The following is a 17,840-nucleotide window of genomic DNA, read 5'->3' on the forward strand; positions in this document are numbered from 1 at the left end:
TTTAATCATTGTTCCACAGTGCACGCAGGCCGCCGCTAGCTCTCCAGCGCGGCCAGTTCATCCAACAAGGCTTCCAGCTGACGGCGCTTTTCATCGCCCAAGTGCGCAGCCACATCTTGCTGCGCCGCATCCCAGGCATCGCGACCGCGCACGATGCGCTCGAGTCCGGCCGGAGTCAGGACCACGATACGGTTGCGCTGATCCTCACCCTCTTCCAGCTTCACCAGGCCATCGGCTTCCAGCGGCTTGAGGTTGCGCCCCAGCGTGCTGCGATCCAGGCCCATGGCATCGGCCAGGTCGGAGATGCTCGGCTGCTCCAGTCGCGACAGGTGCCGCAGCAGGGAAAACTGCGCAGTGGTCAACCCGACGTCCTTCAGGGCATCGTCATAGATGCGGGTCACGGCACGGGCCGAGCGGCGCAGCTTGGTGCAAAGGCATTGGGTGGTCAGCATGAATGCATGTATATACCCGCATTCGCAATTCGGTCAATGGCCGGCGCGACCGATTGTCCCATCTGGCCGATTGTCCCATCTGCCAGTGCTTGCCGTTGGCGCAGCCAAGGGCACCAGCGCGCACCGGCCGTATAACTGCGGCCACCCAGCCCCGCGCTTTCGACGGGGCGCATCACGGTCCGAGGTCCCCGATGCCCGTCTACAAAGCCCCGCTGCGCGACACCCGCTTCCTGCTCAACGAAGTCTTCGATTTCCCCACCCATTACCAGAATCTGGTGAACGGCGGCGAAGCCACGCCGGACATGGTCGACGCCATCCTCGGTGAATGCGCGAAGCTCTGCGAGGAAGTGATCGCCCCGCTCTACCACAGCGGCGACGAGGAAGGCTGCCACCTGGAGAACGGCGAAGTGCGCACGCCCAAGGGTTTCAAGGAAGCCTACGACGCCTACGTCGCCGGCGGCTGGCAGGGCCTGTCGCATCCGGTCGAATACGGTGGCCAGGGCCTGCCGATGAGCCTGGGCGCGCTCAAGCAGGAGATGATGGGCACCGCCAACTGGCCGTTCTCGATGTACCCGGGGCTGTCGCTGGGCGCGATGAACACCGTCATGCAGCATGGCACCGAGGAACAGAAACAGACCTACCTCACCCCGCTCACCGAAGGCCGCTGGGGCGGCACCATGTGCCTGACCGAGCCGCAGTGCGGCACCGACCTGGGCCAGGTTAAGACCCGCGCCGAAACCAACGCCGACGGTAGCTACGCGATCACCGGCACCAAGATCTTCATCTCCTCCGGCGAGCACGACCTCACCGAGAACATCGTGCACATCGTCCTCGCCCGCCTGCCCGATGCGCCCAAGGGCACACGTGGCATCTCGCTGTTCATCGTGCCGAAATTCCTGCCGGGGGCAGGCAATACCCTCGGCCTGCGCAACGGTGTGACCTGTGGCGCGCTGGAAAAGAAGATGGGCATCAAGGCCTCGGCCACCTGCGTGATGAACTTCGACGGCGCCACCGGCTACCTGATCGGTGAGCCGAACAAGGGCCTGGAGTGCATGTTCACCTTCATGAACAGCGCCCGCATCGGCACCGCCATCCAGGGCGTCGCCACCGCCGAACTCGCCTACCAGGGCGCGCTCGCCTATGCCCGTGAGCGCCGCTCCATGCGCGCCCTCTCCGGCACCAAGGAGCCGGGCGAGATCGCTGACACCCTGATGCACCATGGCGACGTGCGCCGCATGCTGCTGACCCAGAAGGCCGTGGCCGAAGGCGGCCGCGCGCTGATCTACCTGGCGACCCAGTACGCCGACAAGATGATTCAGGGCCTGCTGACCAACGACAACGCCGAGTACGACCGCTGGGACGACAAGCTCGGCTTCCTCACCCCGATCCTCAAGGGCTGCCTGACCGAACTGGGCCTGGAAAGCGCCAACCTGGGCATGCAGGTGTTCGGCGGCCACGGCTACATCAAGGAACACGGTATGGAGCAGATCGTCCGCGACGCGCGGATCGCCACGCTCTACGAAGGCACCACCGGCATCCAGGCGCTGGACCTGCTCGGCCGCAAGGTGCTGCTGATGACCCAGGGCAAGGCCGTGCGCGACTTCACCCGGCTGGTGGCGAAGTTCGCCGTCGACCTGCTCAAGCAGGAACCGGCCATGCGCGGGCGCGCGCTCACACTGCTCAGGCTCTGCGCACAGTGGAACCTGCTGACCCTGCGCATCGCCCTGACCGCCCGCAAACAGCGGGACCTGGTAAGCACCGCCAGCCACGATTACCTGATGTTCTCCGGGTACGCCGCGCTGGCGTATTCCTGGGCATTGCAGGAAGCCGCCGCACGCAAGCGACTGCGCCAGGGCGGCAGCGAGTCGAGCGACTTCTACAAGGCCAAGATCGCTACCAGCGACTTCTACTTCGCCCGTCTGCTGCCGCGCGCCAAGGGGCATGCGTCAGCGATGGCCAAGCCGGTGCACTCGATCATGGGATTGAAGACGGAACACTTCGCCTTCGACTGATCGGCAGACGAAAACTCGATCCTGCCGCTATCGGTAGGATGGCGTGGAGCGCAGCGATACCCATCAATCCCGCACACCGGCAGCATGGGTATCGCTGCGCTCCACCCATCCTACGGCCCCACCGATACCGCTCCCGTTGTAGGGCGCATAACGCGTCAGCGTTATCCGCCGCTAAAGGGCCGGCGGATAACCTGTTCCAGGTTATTCGCCCTACGGGGCTCCCATCCGGATGCAAGGGTGGTCAGCGCTTTTTGGTAGGAGCGAGCTTGCTCGCGAACCGCACGACAGCCTCGCAGCCGGGAAACCCGTTCGCGAGCAAGCTCGCTCCTACAGACTCAGGCAGGCCACGCTCATCTGTCAGAGCGCCAACGCCACCAGCACCGCGCACTCGATCAGCTCCAGCATCGCCCCAGCGGTGTCCCCGGTCGTACCGCCCAGGCGGGAGATGAAGCGGCTGCGCAACCAGACGAACACCACCAGCGCCACCACCAGCGCCAGCAGGCCGGTCAGGCCCACCAGCACCATCAGCGCGGCATTGGCCGCGAGCATCCACGGCATTGCGCCGCGCGGCAGGTGATCGGCCAGCGCCTGACCCAGTCCGCCCTTGCGCGCATAGTCGGTGGTGAAGAACAGCAGAGGTAGTGCGCAACGCCCCAACCAGGGCGCCAGCAGCAAACCCCAGTGTTGCTGATTGCCGAGGATGGCGGTGATCGCCGCAAACTTCAGCAACAGCAACAGCACCAGCGCGACCACCGCCGCCGGACCGCAGCGCGGGTCCTTCATGATCGCCAGCGTACGTTCGCGATCCCCTAGCCCGCCGATCCAGGCATCCGCCGTGTCGGCCAGGCCGTCGAGGTGCAGCGCGCCCGTGAAGGCCACCCACACCAGCAGGATCAGCGCCGCCTGCAATAACAGGTGCACGCCACTGAGTAACTCCCCCATGGCAAACAGCACGGCACCGATCAGCAGCCCCACGAGGGGGTAGTACAGCGTGGCGCGGCCGAACTGTTGCGGCGTCGGCATGTGCCCCAGACTCACCGGCAAGCGGGTGAGGAACTGCAATGCCACCAACGGCAACAGCCAGTCGCTGAGCGGTGCCGCGTGCGCGTCCGCCCCGCTCTGCTCGGCGGGCTGGGGTGGCTCTTGCTCTTGCTTGCGGTCCGGGTGCGGAGTGATCATCAATTGCTTGCCTTGTGGATACGCCAGCCTTCGCCCTCGCGAGTCACGTCCAGTGCCATGCATTCGCCGTGGGCCACCACCACCTCCAGCAGACGCTTCGCCGGCAGGCCGCTGGCCAGCGCGCCGAGCAGGCGCATCACACCACCGTGGGTGACGACCAGCACGGACGATCCGACATGGTCCTGGTAGAGGCGCTCCAGCGCTACGAAGACGCGCGATTCGAAGTCACCCATGGCCTCGCCACCGGGCGGCGGGCAGGCGTAGGGATCGTTCCAGAAACGCCCGAGCGCTTCCGCGTCCGTCTCCATCAGCTTAGCTGGCAAAAGGCCTTCCCACTGGCCGAAATCCAGCTCCTGCAGGCCCGGTTCGAAGCCCAACGGCAGGCCGTGCCGCGCCGCCAACTCCTCGGCGAAAGCCGCGCAACGTCGCAATGGCGAGCTGACCAGCGCCGACCAGCGGCACTCATCCCCCAGTGCGCCACGCATCTGCGCCCAGCCGGTTTCGGTCAGCGCATCATCCAGGCGCCCGCGAAAGCCACCGCCAAGTTCGGTCTCGCCATGGCGCAACAACTCCAGGCGCAATGTCATGCCGGGCGGTCCGACACCGCTGCCTCGGCGAAGGTCGCCATGCCGCTGTGCAACCGGCACGCCTGGCGCAGCAACGGCACCGCCAGCGCTGCGCCGCTGCCCTCGCCCAGGCGCAGCCCAAGGTCCAGCAAGGGCTCGGCGTTGAGCGCGGCCAGCACTCGGTTGTGCCCCGGCTCAGCGCCAGCGTGGGCGAACAGCAGCCAATCGCGACAGCCCGGATTCAGGTGCGTGGCGCACAGAGCGGCGGTGGTGCAGATGAAGCCGTCCACCAGCACCGGAATGCCTTTCTGCGCGCAGGCGAGATAGGCGCCCACCAGAGCAGCGATCTCGAAACCGCCGAGGCGGCACAGCGCCTCGAAGGGCTCGTCGCAATGCACGCGGTGCAGCGCCAACGCACGGTCGATCACTTCGACCTTGCGCGCGACGCCCTGCGGGTCCAACCCGGTACCGGGGCCAACCAGTGCCTGCGCCGGTTCGTCCAGCAGGGCGCAGGCCAGCGCCGCCGCCGAACTGGTATTGCCGATCCCCATTTCACCGCCGATGAACAGCTCCGCACCGGCCTGCTGCGCACGGCGCACGGATTCGCGGCCGGCTTCCAGAGCGATCAGGCACTGCGCGGCGGTCATCGCCGGCTCTTTCGTGAAGTTCGCGGTGCCGGCACCGACCATCACATGCAGTACACCCGGCAGCGGCTCCAACGGAGTGGCTGTACCCAGGTCGATCACCTCCAGGCGCGCGTCGAGGTCGCGAGCCAGCACGCTGATCGCTGCACCGCCACGCACGAAGTTGCGCAGCATCTCGACGGTCACTGCTTGCGGATAAGCCGACACACCTTCGGCGACCACGCCATGGTCACCGGCGAACAGGGCGATCCAGATATGCTCCAGGCTTGGCCTTTCGCGGCCCTGCAGGCCGGCGAGACGGATGGTCTCATCCTCCAGCCGGCCCAGCGCACCGCGCGGCTTGGTCAGCTGGTCCTGGCGCGCAGCGGCCTTGCCTTGTGCCACGCGGTCGATCGGCTGGGTGCCTTGCAGCCACCATTGCAGACTCATAACGCTTCCCCCTTCAACACCATGGGCAGGCCGGCGACGGTGAACACCACGCGCTCGCTGACCTCGGCCAGGGACTGGTGCAGCCAGCCGGCCTCGTCGACATATCGGCGGCTGAGTTCGCCCATCGGCACCACCCCCAGCCCGGTTTCGTTGCTGACCAGGATGATTCGCCCCGGCAGTTGCGGCAGCGTTTCCAGCAGCGCATCGATCTCGCCGCGCAGGCGCCAGCCGTCTTCATGGATCAGTAGATTGGTGACCCACAGGGTCAGGCAGTCCACCAGCACGCAATGCTGCGGTGCGGCCAGGCGCTCCAGCACCTCGGCCAGGGCCAGCGGCTCTTCCACCAGGCCCCAATGCTCCGGGCGGCGCTCACGGTGCTGGAGAATGCGCGTGGACATCTCGCCGTCGCCGGCCTGAGCCGTGGCGACGTAGGTGACCGGCAGGCCGCTTTCCAGCGCCAGACGCTCGGCCAGGCGGCTCTTGCCCGAGCGGGCGCCGCCGAGGATCAGTTCAAGCATGGAGACTTCCTGAGTACGGGGCTTTTGTAGGATGGGTGGAGCCTGCGATACCCATCGCGGCTGAGCGCAGGTCTGATGGGTATCGCTGCGCTCCACCCATCCTACGAAGACGCCAGTGCCCCGTAGGGCGCATAACGCCTCCGGCGTTATCCGCCGAAATCGCAGCGAGGCGAGAAGGCGGATAACCGCGAACGGTTATGCGCCCTACAGTCCGCACAGCGCTCTCAATTTTTCGGTATCCAGATGCGCCTCGACCTGGTCGGCCAGGCGCTCGATATCGCGTTCGCGCAGGGCGTGGTAATCGATGCTCTGCACCTCGCGCAGCCCGGCCCAGCGCAGCAGCGCCGAACTGGACGCAGCGGACTCGAACAGCCCGTGCAGATAAGTCCCCATCACCTGCCCGTCGGCACTCAGCGCGCCGTCGCTGCGACCATCGCTCAAGCGCACGGCCGGGTTCGCCAGCGCCGGGCCTTCGGTGACGCCGGCATGGATCTCGTAACCACTCACCGGGGCATCTTCCAGCGCCAACCGGCCGCTGACATTGCGCAGTTGCTTCTCCGGCGCCAGCACGGTGTGGAAATCCAGCAGGCCGAGACCATCGCTCTCCCCTGCCGCGCCTTCCAGGCCATGCGGATCGGCCAGGCTGCGGCCGAGCATCTGCAAGCCGCCGCAGATGCCCAGCAGCTTGCCGCCATAGCGCAGGTGACGGCGGATCGCCTCCTCCCAACCCTGGGCGCGGAGGAAGGTCAGGTCCGGCCTCACGCTCTTGGAGCCGGGCAGGATGATCAGGTCCGCCGGCGGGATCGGTTGGCCGGGGCCGATGAAGGTCAGTTCCACCTGCGGGTGCAGGCGCAACGGATCGAAGTCGGTGTGGTTGCTGATGCGCGGCAGCACCGGCACCACCACGCGCAGGCGCTCGCCGGTCTTGGCGGCCTGACGGGTATCGATGGCGTCCTCGGCTTCCAGGTGGAAATCCATCAGGTACGGAAGCACGCCGAGCACCGGCACGCCGGTACGCTCTTCCAGCCAGTCGAGGCCGTTCTGCAGCAATGCGATGTCGCCGCGGAAACGGTTGATGACGAAGCCCTTCACCCGCGCCCGCTCGCTCTCGGAGAGCAACTCCAGGGTGCCGACCAGGTGGGCGAATACGCCGCCGCGATCGATGTCGGCAATCAGGATCACCGGGCAATCCACCGCCTCGGCGAACCCCATGTTGGCGATGTCATTGGCGCGCAGGTTGATCTCTGCCGGCGACCCCGCGCCCTCCACCATCACCACCGGGTACTGCGCACTCAGGCGCTGATGAGATTCGAGCACCGCCTGCATGGCCACGCGCTTGTAGTCGTGGTACGCCACGGCGTTCATGCTGGTCACCGCGCGGCCGTGGATGATCACCTGGGCGCCGGTGTCGCTGTTGGGCTTGAGCAGCACCGGGTTCATGTCGGTGTGCGGCGCCAGCTGGCAGGCCTGCGCCTGTACCGCCTGGGCGCGACCGATCTCGCCGCCGTCGGCGGTCACCGCACTGTTCAGCGCCATGTTCTGCGGCTTGAACGGCACCACCGCAACACCCTGGCGAACCAGCCAACGGCACAGTGCGGTCACCAGCGTGCTCTTGCCAGCATCCGACGTGGTGCCCTGTACCATCAGCGTCGCGCTTTTCAGGGTACTCAACGCAGGCTCTCCATCTGATTGAAGGTGCGCAGGCCATGCTCCAGGCGTTCCCAGCCCTTCTCATCCGGCGGCAGGCCGAAGCGCAAGCTGCCGGGCGTCTCGAACAAGCGCACGAGAATGCCCTGGCGCGCCAGGTGATCGCGCAGTGCGTGGGCGCGCATGGAAACTACCCACTGGAACAACGCCGTGCCGCCCTGCGGGGCGAAGCCGTGCTCGCCCAGCATCCCGGCCAGATGCCGGCTCGCCTCGTGAAGATCGCGACGCCGCTGAATCTGCTCCTGGAACTCCCCCAGCACGGTCTGCGCGACCCAGCGCGTCGGGCCATTCACCGCCCAGGGGCCGAGCAGTTTCGCCAGGCTTTCCAGCAGGCGAGGCTCGGCGAAGGCGAAGCCCAATCGCGCACCGGCAAGGCCGAAGAACTTGCCGAAGGAGCGCAGCACGATCAGCCCCGGGCGGCTCGCACAGCTGGGCGCAAGGCTGTGCTCGGGCGTGCAGTCCATGAAGGCTTCGTCCACCACCAGCCAGCCGCCGCGCTCCTGCAGGCGCGCATGCCACTCCAGCAGCACGCCGGCCTCGATGCGCTTACCCGTGGGGTTGTTCGGGTTGACCACCACCAGCACGTCGAAGCGCTCCAGGTGATGGGGGACTTCCTGGTCGCTGACCTCGCGCAGGATGTGCCCCGCAGCACGCCAGGATTCGGCGTGCTCGGCATAGCAAGGCGAGATCACGCCGACCTTGCCCGGCCGGCGCAAACGCGGCAGCAACTGGATCGCCGCCTGGCTGCCGGGCAGCGCCAGCAGCTTCTCGGCGCCGTAGTAGCGGCGCGCGGCGGCCTCCAGGCCGTCACTGTCTTCGGGCAGACGCATCCAGGACGCTGCCGGCACGCTGGGCAGCGCCCAGGGCCAAGGCGAAATGCCGGTGGACAGGTCCAGCCATTCGGCGAGCGGAATGCCGTACTGCTGCGCCGCTTTGCGCAACCGGCCGCCATGTTCGAGCATCAGAGCACTCCCAGAATGAGGATGACGACCAGCCAGAGCAGCACGCCCTGGCGCACCAGGGCCAGCGCGCGCCAGATGTCGGTGGCGGTCGGTGCCGGGCCTTCGCCCAGTTGCGGGCGTTCGTGGATTTCACCGTGGTAGCGGGCGGAGCCACCGAGCGACACGCCCAGCGCTCCCGCGCCCGTTGCCATCACGGGGCCGGCGTTGGGGCTGTCCCACTGCGGCGCCTGTGTCCGCCAGCAACGCAAGGCCAGCCGGGTATGGCCGAGCAACGCGTAGGTGAAGGCCACCAGGCGCGCCGGAATATAGTTGAGTACGTCGTCGATCTTCGCCGCCGCCCAGCCGAAGCGTTCGAAGCGCGCGTTGCGGTAGCCCCACATGGCGTCGAGGGTGTTGCTCAGGCGATAGAGCACCACGCCCGGTGCGCCGGCCACGGCGAACCAGAACAGCGCGGCGTACACCGCATCGCTGCCGTTCTCCAGCACCGATTCGGTGGCAGCGCGGGCCACGGCGGTGTCATCCAGTTCGGCGGTTTCGCGGCTGACCATGTAGCCCACCCGCAACCGGGCTTCGTTGAGGTCACCGACGCGCAGGGCCAGCGCCACCGGCTCGGCGTGCTCACCCAGACTGCGCAGGCCCAGCGCGGCGTACAGCGCGAGCGCCTGTACAACCCAGCCGACATAGGGCAGCAGACTGAGCAGCAGCGCGATCAGCGTCAGCGGGATTACTGCGATGATCCAGGCGGTGACGCCGTGGCTGCGCCAGCCGAGGCCGGGGGTGTCACTCCCGGAAACATCGGAGTGGGGAGAAGTACCCTCTCCCCCGCCCTCTCCCTGAAGAGAGAGGGAGCTAGTCTGGAGCTGTAGGCCAGCACTGTGCTCGCCGGGAGTCTCGGAATGTGGCACAGCACGAATATCCCCTCTCCCTTCGGAGCGGGGCGCGCAGCCAGGGTTAGGGAGAGGGAGCTTTTCACCGCTATTGGCAACTCGCGATCGATTGAACCTTCGCTCCAGTCGGTCCGCCAACCGACCAAATGCCACCAACGGATGCCAGCGCTTCGGCTCGCCCAACAGCGCGTCCAGCGCCACGCCGAGCATACTCAACAGAGCCACGCTCATGGCTGTTCTCCCCACTGGTTCTCATACAGCAGTTCGCCCAGCGCACGTGGCTGGCGCCAGCCCTCCAGAGCCAGCATCGGCGCGGGATAGAACTCGCTGACCGGACCCAGGCAGATCACCGCGACCGCCTCGGCTCCGTCCGGCAATCCAAGCAATTCGCCCAGCGCCAGCGGATCGAACAACGACACCCAGCCCATCCCTAGTCCTTCGGCACGAGAAGCCAGCCAGAGATTCTGGATAGCGCAGGACAATGAGGCCAGGTCCATGTTCGGCAGCGTACGACGACCGAAGACGTGCGCCTCGCGGCCATCCATCAGCGCGGCCACCAGCACTTCGGCGCAGTCGAGCACACCCTCGACCTTCAGCCGCATGAACTCGTCGGAACGCTCGCCCAGCGCCTCGGCGGTGCGCACGCGCTCTTCCTCCACCAGCGCATGGATCGATTCACGCAGCTCCCGCGAGGTGACGCGGATGAACCGCCACGGCTGCATCAGCCCGACGCTGGGCGCCTGGTGCGCCGCCTCGAGCAGGCGCGCGAGCAGGTCGGGCGCCACCTCGCCGCCGCTGAAGTGGCGCATGTCACGGCGCTCGGCGATGGCGCGGTAGAGCGCGGCGCGCTCTTCTGGACTGTAAGCGTGCTCGGTCATGGTCTGACGCTCTTCATGGTCTGAGCAGGGCTGCTGCGGCGTCCGGGTCGGACGGCAGGTAGAAGTGAATGTAGGAGGCGGTGAGCCGGCCGCGGCGGAACACCGCTTCGGCCACCGGCTTGTCGTTGGGGCAGATGCCACGGGCGAGCGGCTCCTCGCTACTGTCCAGTAACGAGTGGTGGAAGGTGTGCCCTCGCAGCGTACCCTCGGGCAACGTCACGGCTTGCAGCGCCAATGCAGCGAGGCGCTTCTGCATGCGCGCCTCGCCCGGCAGCAGGCCAAGCAGTGGCGCGCGCTCTCCGGCCACATCGGTCAGCGCGTCGAGCAGATAGAGCATGCCGCCGCACTCCGCGAGGATCGGTTTGGCCATCTCGTGATGCGCGTGGATGGCCAGGGCCATGGCGCGGTTCTCCGCCAGCGCCTGCAGGTGCAGTTCCGGGTAGCCGCCGGGCAGGTAGAGGCTGTCCACCTCCGGCAGCGCCACGTCACGCAGCGGCGAGAAGAACAGCAGCTCGGCGCCCAGCTCGCTCAGCAGGTCGAGGTTGGCCTGATAGAGGAAGGCAAAAGCATTGTCCCGCGCCACGCCGATGCGCACGCCATCGAGACGGGAAGCCCGGTTTCGCAACTCGGGCGCGGCGAAGCTCACGGGCAGCGGAAGCTCGGTGCTGGCGCTGGCCGCCAGGGCATCGGCGGCGGCATCCAGGCGGGCGTCTAGGTCCGCCAGCTCGTCGGCCTGCACCAACCCGAGGTGGCGGCTCGGCAGCTCTACTTCGGTATCGCGAGGCAGCGCGCCGTACCAGCGAATCCACTCCGGCAGGCTGTCGCGCACCAGGTCGCGGTGGCGTTGGCTGCCGATGCGGTTGGCGAGCACGCCGGAGAACGGCAGGTCGCTCTGATAGGTGGCCATGCCGACGGCCATCGCGCCGAAGGTCTGCGCCATGGACTGGCCGTTGATCACCGCCATCACCGGCACATTGAAGCGCCGCGCCAGATCGGCCGCCGAGGGCGAGCCGTCGAACAGGCCCATCACGCCCTCGATGAGGATCAGGTCGGCCTCGCCGGCCGCCTCCCAGAGCAGGCGGCGACTCTCCTCCTCGCCGACCATCCACAGGTCCAGCTGGTAGACCGGCGCGTCACTGGCACGGGCGAGGATCATCGGATCGAGGAAATCCGGGCCGCACTTGAACACCCGCACCTTGCGCCCGAGGCGCGTGTGCAGGCGCGCCAGGGCGGCGGTCACGGTGGTCTTGCCCTGCCCGGAGGCGGGTGCGGCGATCAGCAGTGCGGGGCATTGGCGCGAGGTCATCGAGCGTGCTCCGCCACAACGGGATGCATCAGAATTCCACCCCTTTCTGCGCCTTGATACCGGCCTTGAAGGCGTGTTTCACCAGGCCCATCTCGGTGACGGTGTCGGCCGCCTCGGTCATCGCCGGCTGCACGCCGCGGCCGGTAGCGACCACATGCTGCATCGGCGGACGTGCGGCGATGTCGGCCAACACGGTGTCCAGTTCCAGGTAGCCGTGCTTGAGGGCGATGTTCACTTCGTCCAGCACCACCAGGCCGACCTGCGGGTCGCTCAGCAGTTGCCGCGCCACGTCCCAGGCCGCCTGTGCCTTGGCGATGTCGCGCTGGCGGTCCTGGGTTTCCCAGGTAAAGCCTTCGCCCATGACGTGGAAGCTGACTTCTTCGGGGAAGCGGCGGAAAAACGCTTCCTCGCCCGTGGTCGCGGCGCCCTTGATGAACTGCACGACGCCCACCTTCATGCCATGGCCCAGCGCGCGGGCAACCATGCCAAACGCCGAGCTGCTCTTGCCCTTGCCGTTGCCGCTGTTGACCAGGAACACACCGCGCTCCCCCTGGGCCTGGGCGATCTTCTCGTCAATCACTGCCTTCTTGCGCTGCATGCGCGAGCGGTGGCGGTCGTCCTTTTCCGGGGATTCAGTCATGAGAAGTGGCTCCTGAAAGCGATTGCACAGGCGTCAGGCTGCCGGCCGGGTGGCAGCGAACGGGGGATGGAACAGGCAGGGATGTACCGCTGGCGCGCGCAGGCGCCATGCAGAAGAGATCGCCCAGCACGAAGGCTGTCGACCCGGGGAATAGGGATTTCACCTGAAGGATTCTCCGCCGCTCTCACCCGCGCGGCACTGACCAGTCGGGGCAGGCGGAGGACGGCAACGCGCGGCGCGCAGCGCCGACGTCGGCAGCGCCTCCCGCGATGCCATGCGATGCAGCAGGCCGGTCTCCGGGCTCGCGAGTGGAAGCGCCTGGCGTTTCCGAAGGAACCGCGCCTTCCCATGCCAATGGCACAGTGGCGGATTGCGGTTCGAAGCTCGCTTACCGTTGCGGGGGCAGCGCCGGAATGATCGATTGTGCATCGACTTCACCGGCTTCCCTGTTTCACTCGCGGCTTGCGCCGAGAGCACCTGAAGCAGGCGCGCAGCTTAGTGGCTGGCGGGCTGGGGCGTCAATTGAACAGGATGTCGCCGGGGCCCGCCCTCAGAACCACAAAGGCTCTAAAATGGGTCACACAAGTCAAGTGGTCAGGCCGCATAACTTCGCTAGAATGCGACTCATGACGACGACTGCCCTACCCGGCCAGCTCCAGCTCGACGCCACCGCCAATCCACCGCTGATGCGCATCAGTGGTGATTGGACGCTTGCGCATTTCTCCACGCTCGAAGCTCAGGTGGCCGCACAGCGCACTGCCGAGTCCCCGGGCGCGCTGGACTTCGCCGGCCTCGGCGCATTGGATACCGCCGGTGCCGCCCTGCTCGCCGAGATCATCGGCAGCGCACGCATGAGCCAACTCGATCAGATCGCCCGCAACCTGCCCGCCGAACGCCAGGCGCTGCTGCGCACTGTCGGCAGCGCGATCACCCAGTGCCGGCTCGACGAAAAGGCCCCGCCGCCCGGCAATGCGCTGGTCGATGTGCTGGAGCGGATCGGCATTGCCTCCGTCACCTTCAAGGACCACCTGATCGGTGTATTGGGCTTCATCGGCCTGACTCTCCAGACCCTGCTGCGCAACCTGCTGCGTCCGCGCCGTTGGCGGCTGACCTCGCTGGCCGCGCACATGGAGGAAACCGGCCTGGACGCCGTGCCCATCGTCGCCCTGCTCACCTTCATGGTCGGTGCAGTGGTGGCCTTCCTCGGCGCCACGGTGTTGCAGAAATTCGGCGCGGCGATCTACACCGTCGACCTGGTGGGCTTCTCCTTCCTGCGCGAGTTCGGCGTACTGCTCACCGCCATCCTGATTGCCGGCCGCACCGCCAGCGCCTTCACCGCGCAGATCGGTTCGATGAAGGCCAACCAGGAAATCGACGCGATCCAGGCCCTGGGCCTGGACCCGGTAGAACTGCTGGTACTGCCGCGGGTGCTGGCGCTGCTGCTGACCCTGCCGATGCTGACGTTCCTGGCGATGATTTCCGGCATCTTCGGCGGTGGCGTGGTCTGCGCCCTGAGCCTGGACATCTCGCCGCGCATGTTCCTCTACATGCTGCAGAACGACATCGCCGTGCAGCACTTCCTGGTGGGCATCGTCAAAGCCCCGGTATTCGCCTTCATCATCGCCGTGATCGGCTGCCTGGAAGGCTTCCGCGTCAGCGGCAGCGCGCAGTCGGTGGGCGAGCACACGACCTCCAGCGTGGTCCAGTCGATCTTCGTGGTGATCCTGCTGGATGCCATGTTCGCGCTGTTCTTCATGGAGATGGGCTGGTGAGCGAACCGATCATCGTCGTCCGCGACCTGGCCAACCGCTTCGGCACCCACGCCGTGCACGAGCACCTCGACCTCGACGTGATGAAGGGCGAGATCCTCGGCGTAGTGGGTGGTTCGGGCACCGGCAAGTCGGTGCTGCTGCGCAGCATCATCGGCCTGCGCCAGCCCAGCGAAGGCAGCGTGCATGTCTTCGGGCAGAACCTGCCTGCCTTGCCGCCGCTGGAGCGTTCGAAACTGGAAAGGCGCTTCGGCGTGCTGTTCCAGAACGGCGCGCTGTTCTCCTCGCTGACCGTGAGCGAGAACATCTGCCTGCCGCTGATCGAACACGCCAAACTGTCGCGCAGCGACGCCGAGTTCATGGCCAAGGTGAAGATTTCCCTCGCCGGCCTGCCACCGGATGCGGGCGCCAAGTACCCCTCGGAGCTGTCCGGCGGCATGGTCAAGCGCGCCGCGTTGGCCCGCGCCCTGGCGCTGGACCCGGACATCCTGTTCCTTGACGAACCCACCGCCGGCCTAGACCCCATCGGTGCCGCGGCCTTCGACCAACTCATCCTGACCCTGCGCGACGCCTTCGGCCTCACCGTGTTCCTGGTGACCCACGACCTGGACACCCTCTACACCATCTGCGACCGCGTCGCCGTGCTCTCGCAGAAGCGGGTGCTGGTGGTCGGTCCGCTGGACCAGGTCGCCGAGAACCCGGACGCCTGGGTCCAGGACTACTTCCATGGCCCCCGTGGCCGTGCCGCGCAGCAGGCCACCGAGCACCTGCGGGAGGAAAACTGACAATGGAAACCCGTGCCCATCACGTGCTGATCGGCCTGTTCACCCTGGTGGTGTCGATCGGCGCACTGCTCTTCGCGCTGTGGCTGGCGCAATCGAGCAACGACCAGAAGTACAAGGTCTACGACGTGATCTTCAACGAGGCGGTGACCGGCCTGTCCGAAGGCGGCACCGTGCAGTACAGCGGCATCCGCGTCGGCGATGTGGTCTCCCTGCGCCTGGACCCGAACGACCCGCGCAAGGTCCGCGCACGCATCCGCGTCTACGACAGCACACCGATCCGCGAAGACACGCGCGCCAAGCTGGCTCTCACCGGTGTCACCGGCCAGGCCATCATCCAGCTCTCCAGCGCCGCCCAGGACAGCCCGCCGCTGGCCAGCAAGGACGGCGAGGTGCCGGTGATCAAGACCATCCCTTCACCCTTCGCCAAGCTGCTGGCCAACGGCGAGGACATCGCCACCAACATCAACAACCTGATCAACAACGTGAACCGCATGTTCTCCCAGGAGAACGTCGACCGCATCAGCCGCACCCTGGACCACATCGACCAGGCCACCGGCGTGGTCGCCGAACAGCGCGACGACATCCGCCGGACCTTCAAGGAACTCGCCGCCGCCAGCGAGCAGGCGCGTATCACCCTGGCCAATGCCAGCGAGTTGCTCGACCGCGCCAACCAGACACTGGGCGGAAAAGGCCAGGTCATCATGGACGACGCGCAGAAGACCCTCGCCTCCCTGCGCAGCAGCAGCGAGCGCGTGGATCAACTGCTGAACAGCAACTACGACTCGGTGAACGGCGGCCTCAACGGCCTGGGTGAGATCGGCCCGGCGATCCGCGAACTGCGCTCCACCCTGGAAGACCTGCGCGGCGTCACCCGCCGCCTGCAGGAGAACCCCACCGGCTACCTGCTCGGCCGCGAACGCAACAAGGAGTTCCAGCCATGACCGCCCTTCCCCGCCTGCTCGGCGTCGCCGCCCTGGTCAGCCTGCTGGGCGCCTGCTCGATCCTCCCGGAAGCGGAGAGCCCGGACTTCTACCTGCTGCCGGCAGCGCAACAACCGGCGCGCAGCAGCACAGCGGTGGACTGGTCGCTACGCGTCAGCGCCCCCACCGCCGGCCTGGCGCTGGACAGCAACCGCATCGCCGTGGTCCCGCAGGGCAACCAGCTGAGCAGCTACCAGGGCGCACGCTGGAGCAACCGTGCACCTGGCTTGCTGCGTGACCGCCTGCTCGATGCCTTCACCGCCAACGGCGGCGTCCGCGCCCTGAGCAGCGACGAAGCCAGCCTGCAAGCCGATCTCGACCTGACCGGCGAACTGCGCGCCTTCCAGAGCGAGTACCAGAACGGCAAACCGGTGATCCACATCCGCTACGACGCCCGCCTGGTGCGCACCCTCGGCCAACGCATCGTCGCCTCGCGCAGCTTCGAGGTCCGCCAGCCGGTGGACGGCAAGCAGGTGCCCGAAGTGGTCAGCGCCTTCGGCAAGGCAGCCGACCAGCTTTCCGAGCAAGTGGTGGAGTGGACGTTGCAGCAGGGGCAGCGGCAGAAGCTCACACCACAGTAAGCACAAGGCCGGCGATTGCCGGCCTTTGTCATTGCGGCAGAGCACCCTGCTGAAGCACTTCGCCCTTCATATCTGTAGGACGCAGCCGATACCTCCCTGGCGCGAGCACCTGTTCTTGCCGGCTTGGTAGGCAGCCCCTATGCTGCGCCCGTCACGGCCAAATCCGTGGCCGGGTTTGACAGCCCGTCGAAACGGCGCGATTGCGCCAGCAGGTGCATGCGAAAAGCGGCGAACGCTTTTCGTAGGCCTTGTCACGACTGTGATTTCTGATCGCAGGGTTTATGGCAGATCGCGCGGGGAGACCTCCCCGTGAGGTCTGCCGGTTCCGTTTCCCGGTCTGTCAACCCCGCGTGGTCTGCCTCCATTGTTTGACAGCAATGGCGGCAGCTCCTGACCTCAACGAAACGGAGTAACGCAAATGTCTTCAGACAACAACACCCTCGATCCCGAATCAGCCCAGTTCCATACCCTGCCGGGCCGCGATCACCCCCTCAGATTCGAAACCCCGCCGGGCTGGCCGGAGGAATCTCACCTCGTCATGAGCTATGGCGCGCTGGTCGCCCGCGAATGGCTGTTCGCCCCGGGCGGGGAAACGCTCTGGAGCAACTTCGCCAAGGGCCGCACGCTGCAGCGTTCCATGCTGGACCGCATGGCCTATGAGATTGGTTTCCTCACCCAACTGGAACGACGGTTCGAACGACTGCCGCAATAACGACGAAGCGGCTTGGGAGTATCCCAAGCCGCCTCTTCCAGGCAGGCGGGTTCAGCGGTGGGAGCAGGCTTGCTCGCGAACCACGCTCAGCGACAGTGGTAGGGGCTTTCGCCCTCCAGCTCTTGGTCCGTCTCCACGTCCCTGATGGTAACGATGGCCTTCGGGTAGACCGAGCAGAGTGAGTTGCGCACGGTATAGATGCCGCTGCCGCTGGCAAGGAACTTGCCATTGCTCAGGGCCTTGCCGGACTCGTCATGGGCACTGACTTCGTAGTTGCCGGTCATGGTGATGCAGCCGGCAAGTGCCAGCAGGGAAAGGACGGGTACGAGGACTTTCATGGATTCTCCTTGGACGCGAGGCGCCCCTCTGCCTGGGCATAGGGTGGCGCGGGTGTCGATCCGTGACGGTTCGCGAGAGCGGGAATGGCCAGCCAGCATGGCAAGGCCGCTGCGGATACGACCCATGCCGGTCACCGCAGTTCAGCCAGCGCCCCCGCAAGAGCGCCAGCTGACAGTGTTTCGGACGAGAGGCTGCCTCAGCGCTTGCCCATGGAGCGACGCGAACCACGCGGGTGCGGCGGGCGGTACTCGGCCTGGTCGTGGGGCTTGCGATGCTGGTAGGCGGTTTTCGCCTGCTGCTGCGCAGCAAGGGCTGCCTTGGCCAGCTCGGCCAGGGAGAGTTTGGGTTGTTCCTGCGCGTTGTCGGCGCTGTCGTCGCGGGGCGGCTGCTGAGAGGACGTCATGGTTAGACCGGTTCTGAAAGGTTTGAAACGGTGCACATGATAGCCGAAGTCGCACTCTTCCGGCTGCCCGCCCGCACGAGCGGCACGGGCA

At 66.7% G+C, this 17,840-nt stretch carries 18 protein-coding genes, 2 pseudogenes and 1 riboswitch; of the genes and pseudogenes, 6 read left to right on the forward strand and 14 right to left on the reverse strand.

Annotated elements, in window-relative coordinates:
• Positions 1-35: 35 nt before the first annotated feature.
• On the reverse strand, positions 36-452 hold the full coding sequence (locus tag ACKI1H_RS28145; RefSeq protein ID WP_440467024.1) for a MarR family winged helix-turn-helix transcriptional regulator: 417 nt from the start codon (positions 450-452) through the stop codon (positions 36-38).
• Positions 453-643: 191 nt separating this feature from the next.
• Here ACKI1H_RS28145 and ACKI1H_RS28150 point away from each other — a divergent pair, with 191 nt between their 5' ends.
• Positions 644-2,464 (forward strand): acyl-CoA dehydrogenase C-terminal domain-containing protein, encoded by a 1,821-nt coding sequence (locus ACKI1H_RS28150; RefSeq protein ID WP_440467025.1) that lies wholly within the window; start codon positions 644-646, stop codon positions 2,462-2,464.
• A gap of 357 nt (positions 2,465-2,821) precedes the next feature.
• Here ACKI1H_RS28150 and ACKI1H_RS28155 read toward each other — a convergent pair whose 3' ends face one another.
• The 11 genes and pseudogenes from ACKI1H_RS28155 to cobO all read right to left on the reverse strand — a co-directional run bounded on the left by ACKI1H_RS28155 (position 2,822) and on the right by cobO (position 12,180).
• Complete coding sequence (locus ACKI1H_RS28155) at positions 2,822-3,544, reverse strand: adenosylcobinamide-GDP ribazoletransferase (protein WP_440468924.1); 723 nt, start codon at positions 3,542-3,544, stop codon at positions 2,822-2,824.
• Between the two features lie 98 nt (positions 3,545-3,642).
• Complete coding sequence (cobC, locus tag ACKI1H_RS28160; RefSeq protein WP_440467026.1) at positions 3,643-4,230, reverse strand: alpha-ribazole phosphatase family protein; 588 nt, start codon at positions 4,228-4,230, stop codon at positions 3,643-3,645.
• The gene (gene cobT / locus ACKI1H_RS28165; RefSeq protein ID WP_440467027.1) at positions 4,227-5,282 is read right to left on the reverse strand and encodes a nicotinate-nucleotide--dimethylbenzimidazole phosphoribosyltransferase; all 1,056 of its coding nucleotides are present in this window, start codon (positions 5,280-5,282) and stop codon (positions 4,227-4,229) included. Before cobT ends, cobC begins: the two co-directional genes overlap by 4 nt.
• Positions 5,279-5,800: a bifunctional adenosylcobinamide kinase/adenosylcobinamide-phosphate guanylyltransferase gene (gene cobU, locus ACKI1H_RS28170; RefSeq protein ID WP_440467028.1), complete on the reverse strand. Its 522-nt coding sequence runs from the start codon at positions 5,798-5,800 to the stop codon at positions 5,279-5,281. Before cobU ends, cobT begins: the two co-directional genes overlap by 4 nt.
• A 204-nt stretch (positions 5,801-6,004) precedes the next feature.
• Positions 6,005-7,444, reverse strand: coding sequence for a cobyric acid synthase (locus ACKI1H_RS28175; RefSeq protein ID WP_440468925.1), 1,440 nt, complete (start codon positions 7,442-7,444; stop codon positions 6,005-6,007).
• Positions 7,445-7,467: 23 nt separating this feature from the next.
• The gene (gene cobD, locus ACKI1H_RS28180; RefSeq protein ID WP_138526288.1) at positions 7,468-8,469 is read right to left on the reverse strand and encodes a threonine-phosphate decarboxylase CobD; all 1,002 of its coding nucleotides are present in this window, start codon (positions 8,467-8,469) and stop codon (positions 7,468-7,470) included.
• A pseudogene (gene cbiB / locus ACKI1H_RS28185) lies at positions 8,469-9,257 on the reverse strand (adenosylcobinamide-phosphate synthase CbiB); the annotation flags it as partial. The pseudogene cbiB and the gene cobD, both read right to left, overlap by 1 nt.
• A gap of 192 nt (positions 9,258-9,449) precedes the next feature.
• Positions 9,450-9,587, reverse strand: a pseudogene (locus tag ACKI1H_RS28190) (cobalamin biosynthesis protein); the annotation flags it as partial.
• Positions 9,584-10,234, reverse strand: coding sequence for a 5,6-dimethylbenzimidazole synthase (gene bluB, locus ACKI1H_RS28195; RefSeq protein ID WP_440467029.1), 651 nt, complete (start codon positions 10,232-10,234; stop codon positions 9,584-9,586). The gene bluB and the pseudogene ACKI1H_RS28190, both read right to left, overlap by 4 nt.
• 13 nt (positions 10,235-10,247) lie before the next feature.
• The gene (locus ACKI1H_RS28200; protein WP_440467030.1) at positions 10,248-11,540 is read right to left on the reverse strand and encodes a cobyrinate a,c-diamide synthase; all 1,293 of its coding nucleotides are present in this window, start codon (positions 11,538-11,540) and stop codon (positions 10,248-10,250) included.
• A 28-nt stretch (positions 11,541-11,568) separates the two neighbouring features.
• Positions 11,569-12,180, reverse strand: a complete 612-nt coding sequence (gene cobO, locus ACKI1H_RS28205; RefSeq protein ID WP_138526284.1) for a cob(I)yrinic acid a,c-diamide adenosyltransferase — start codon at positions 12,178-12,180, stop codon at positions 11,569-11,571.
• 270 nt (positions 12,181-12,450) lie between these two features.
• A riboswitch (cobalamin riboswitch) is annotated at positions 12,451-12,676 on the reverse strand.
• 130 nt (positions 12,677-12,806) lie between these two features.
• Between cobO and ACKI1H_RS28210 the strand changes: the two genes are divergently transcribed.
• The 5 genes from ACKI1H_RS28210 (at position 12,807) to ACKI1H_RS28230 (ending at position 17,007) form a co-directional block, all read left to right on the forward strand.
• On the forward strand, positions 12,807-13,952 hold the full coding sequence (locus ACKI1H_RS28210) for an ABC transporter permease (RefSeq protein ID WP_138526283.1): 1,146 nt from the start codon (positions 12,807-12,809) through the stop codon (positions 13,950-13,952).
• Positions 13,949-14,734, forward strand: coding sequence for an ABC transporter ATP-binding protein (locus ACKI1H_RS28215; RefSeq protein ID WP_138526282.1), 786 nt, complete (start codon positions 13,949-13,951; stop codon positions 14,732-14,734). The genes ACKI1H_RS28210 and ACKI1H_RS28215 overlap by 4 nt, the downstream gene beginning before the upstream one ends.
• Positions 14,735-14,736: 2 nt before the next feature.
• Positions 14,737-15,675, forward strand: coding sequence for an MlaD family protein (locus ACKI1H_RS28220; protein WP_138526281.1), 939 nt, complete (start codon positions 14,737-14,739; stop codon positions 15,673-15,675).
• A complete protein-coding gene (locus ACKI1H_RS28225; RefSeq protein WP_440467031.1) occupies positions 15,672-16,295 on the forward strand; it encodes an ABC-type transport auxiliary lipoprotein family protein in 624 nt (207 codons plus the stop codon). Before ACKI1H_RS28220 ends, ACKI1H_RS28225 begins: the two co-directional genes overlap by 4 nt.
• Before the next feature lie 418 nt (positions 16,296-16,713).
• Positions 16,714-17,007 (forward strand): LasR-specific antiactivator QslA, encoded by a 294-nt coding sequence (locus ACKI1H_RS28230; protein WP_138526279.1) that lies wholly within the window; start codon positions 16,714-16,716, stop codon positions 17,005-17,007.
• Positions 17,008-17,093: 86 nt separating this feature from the next.
• Here ACKI1H_RS28230 and ACKI1H_RS28235 read toward each other — a convergent pair whose 3' ends face one another.
• Positions 17,094-17,345 (reverse strand): hypothetical protein, encoded by a 252-nt coding sequence (locus tag ACKI1H_RS28235; RefSeq protein WP_138526278.1) that lies wholly within the window; start codon positions 17,343-17,345, stop codon positions 17,094-17,096.
• A gap of 197 nt (positions 17,346-17,542) precedes the next feature.
• On the reverse strand, positions 17,543-17,749 hold the full coding sequence (locus tag ACKI1H_RS28240; protein WP_138526277.1) for a hypothetical protein: 207 nt from the start codon (positions 17,747-17,749) through the stop codon (positions 17,543-17,545).
• Positions 17,750-17,840: the final 91 nt, after the last annotated feature.

This window comes from Pseudomonas sp. YH-1, from assembly GCF_051990045.1.
Classification (GTDB): domain Bacteria; phylum Pseudomonadota; class Gammaproteobacteria; order Pseudomonadales; family Pseudomonadaceae; genus Pseudomonas; species Pseudomonas nicosulfuronedens.

What these genes read in the sequence shown, in the direction of transcription:
- ACKI1H_RS28145 (WP_440467024.1), bottom strand. Translation starts at nt 452, where the DNA reads ATGCTGACCACCCAATGCCTTTGCACCAAGCTGCGCCGCTCGGCCCGT.
- ACKI1H_RS28150 (WP_440467025.1), top strand. Translation starts at nt 644, where the DNA reads ATGCCCGTCTACAAAGCCCCGCTGCGCGACACCCGCTTCCTGCTCAAC.
- cobC (WP_440467026.1), bottom strand. Translation starts at nt 4,230, where the DNA reads ATGACATTGCGCCTGGAGTTGTTGCGCCATGGCGAGACCGAACTTGGC.
- cobT (WP_440467027.1), bottom strand. Translation starts at nt 5,282, where the DNA reads ATGAGTCTGCAATGGTGGCTGCAAGGCACCCAGCCGATCGACCGCGTG.
- cobU (WP_440467028.1), bottom strand. Translation starts at nt 5,800, where the DNA reads ATGCTTGAACTGATCCTCGGCGGCGCCCGCTCGGGCAAGAGCCGCCTG.
- ACKI1H_RS28175 (WP_440468925.1), bottom strand. Translation starts at nt 7,444, where the DNA reads ATGGTACAGGGCACCACGTCGGATGCTGGCAAGAGCACGCTGGTGACC.
- cobD (WP_138526288.1), bottom strand. Translation starts at nt 8,469, where the DNA reads ATGCTCGAACATGGCGGCCGGTTGCGCAAAGCGGCGCAGCAGTACGGC.
- bluB (WP_440467029.1), bottom strand. Translation starts at nt 10,234, where the DNA reads ATGACCGAGCACGCTTACAGTCCAGAAGAGCGCGCCGCGCTCTACCGC.
- ACKI1H_RS28200 (WP_440467030.1), bottom strand. Translation starts at nt 11,540, where the DNA reads ATGACCTCGCGCCAATGCCCCGCACTGCTGATCGCCGCACCCGCCTCC.
- cobO (WP_138526284.1), bottom strand. Translation starts at nt 12,180, where the DNA reads ATGACTGAATCCCCGGAAAAGGACGACCGCCACCGCTCGCGCATGCAG.
- ACKI1H_RS28210 (WP_138526283.1), top strand. Translation starts at nt 12,807, where the DNA reads ATGACGACGACTGCCCTACCCGGCCAGCTCCAGCTCGACGCCACCGCC.
- ACKI1H_RS28220 (WP_138526281.1), top strand. Translation starts at nt 14,737, where the DNA reads ATGGAAACCCGTGCCCATCACGTGCTGATCGGCCTGTTCACCCTGGTG.
- ACKI1H_RS28225 (WP_440467031.1), top strand. Translation starts at nt 15,672, where the DNA reads ATGACCGCCCTTCCCCGCCTGCTCGGCGTCGCCGCCCTGGTCAGCCTG.
- ACKI1H_RS28230 (WP_138526279.1), top strand. Translation starts at nt 16,714, where the DNA reads ATGTCTTCAGACAACAACACCCTCGATCCCGAATCAGCCCAGTTCCAT.
- ACKI1H_RS28235 (WP_138526278.1), bottom strand. Translation starts at nt 17,345, where the DNA reads ATGAAAGTCCTCGTACCCGTCCTTTCCCTGCTGGCACTTGCCGGCTGC.
- ACKI1H_RS28240 (WP_138526277.1), bottom strand. Translation starts at nt 17,749, where the DNA reads ATGACGTCCTCTCAGCAGCCGCCCCGCGACGACAGCGCCGACAACGCG.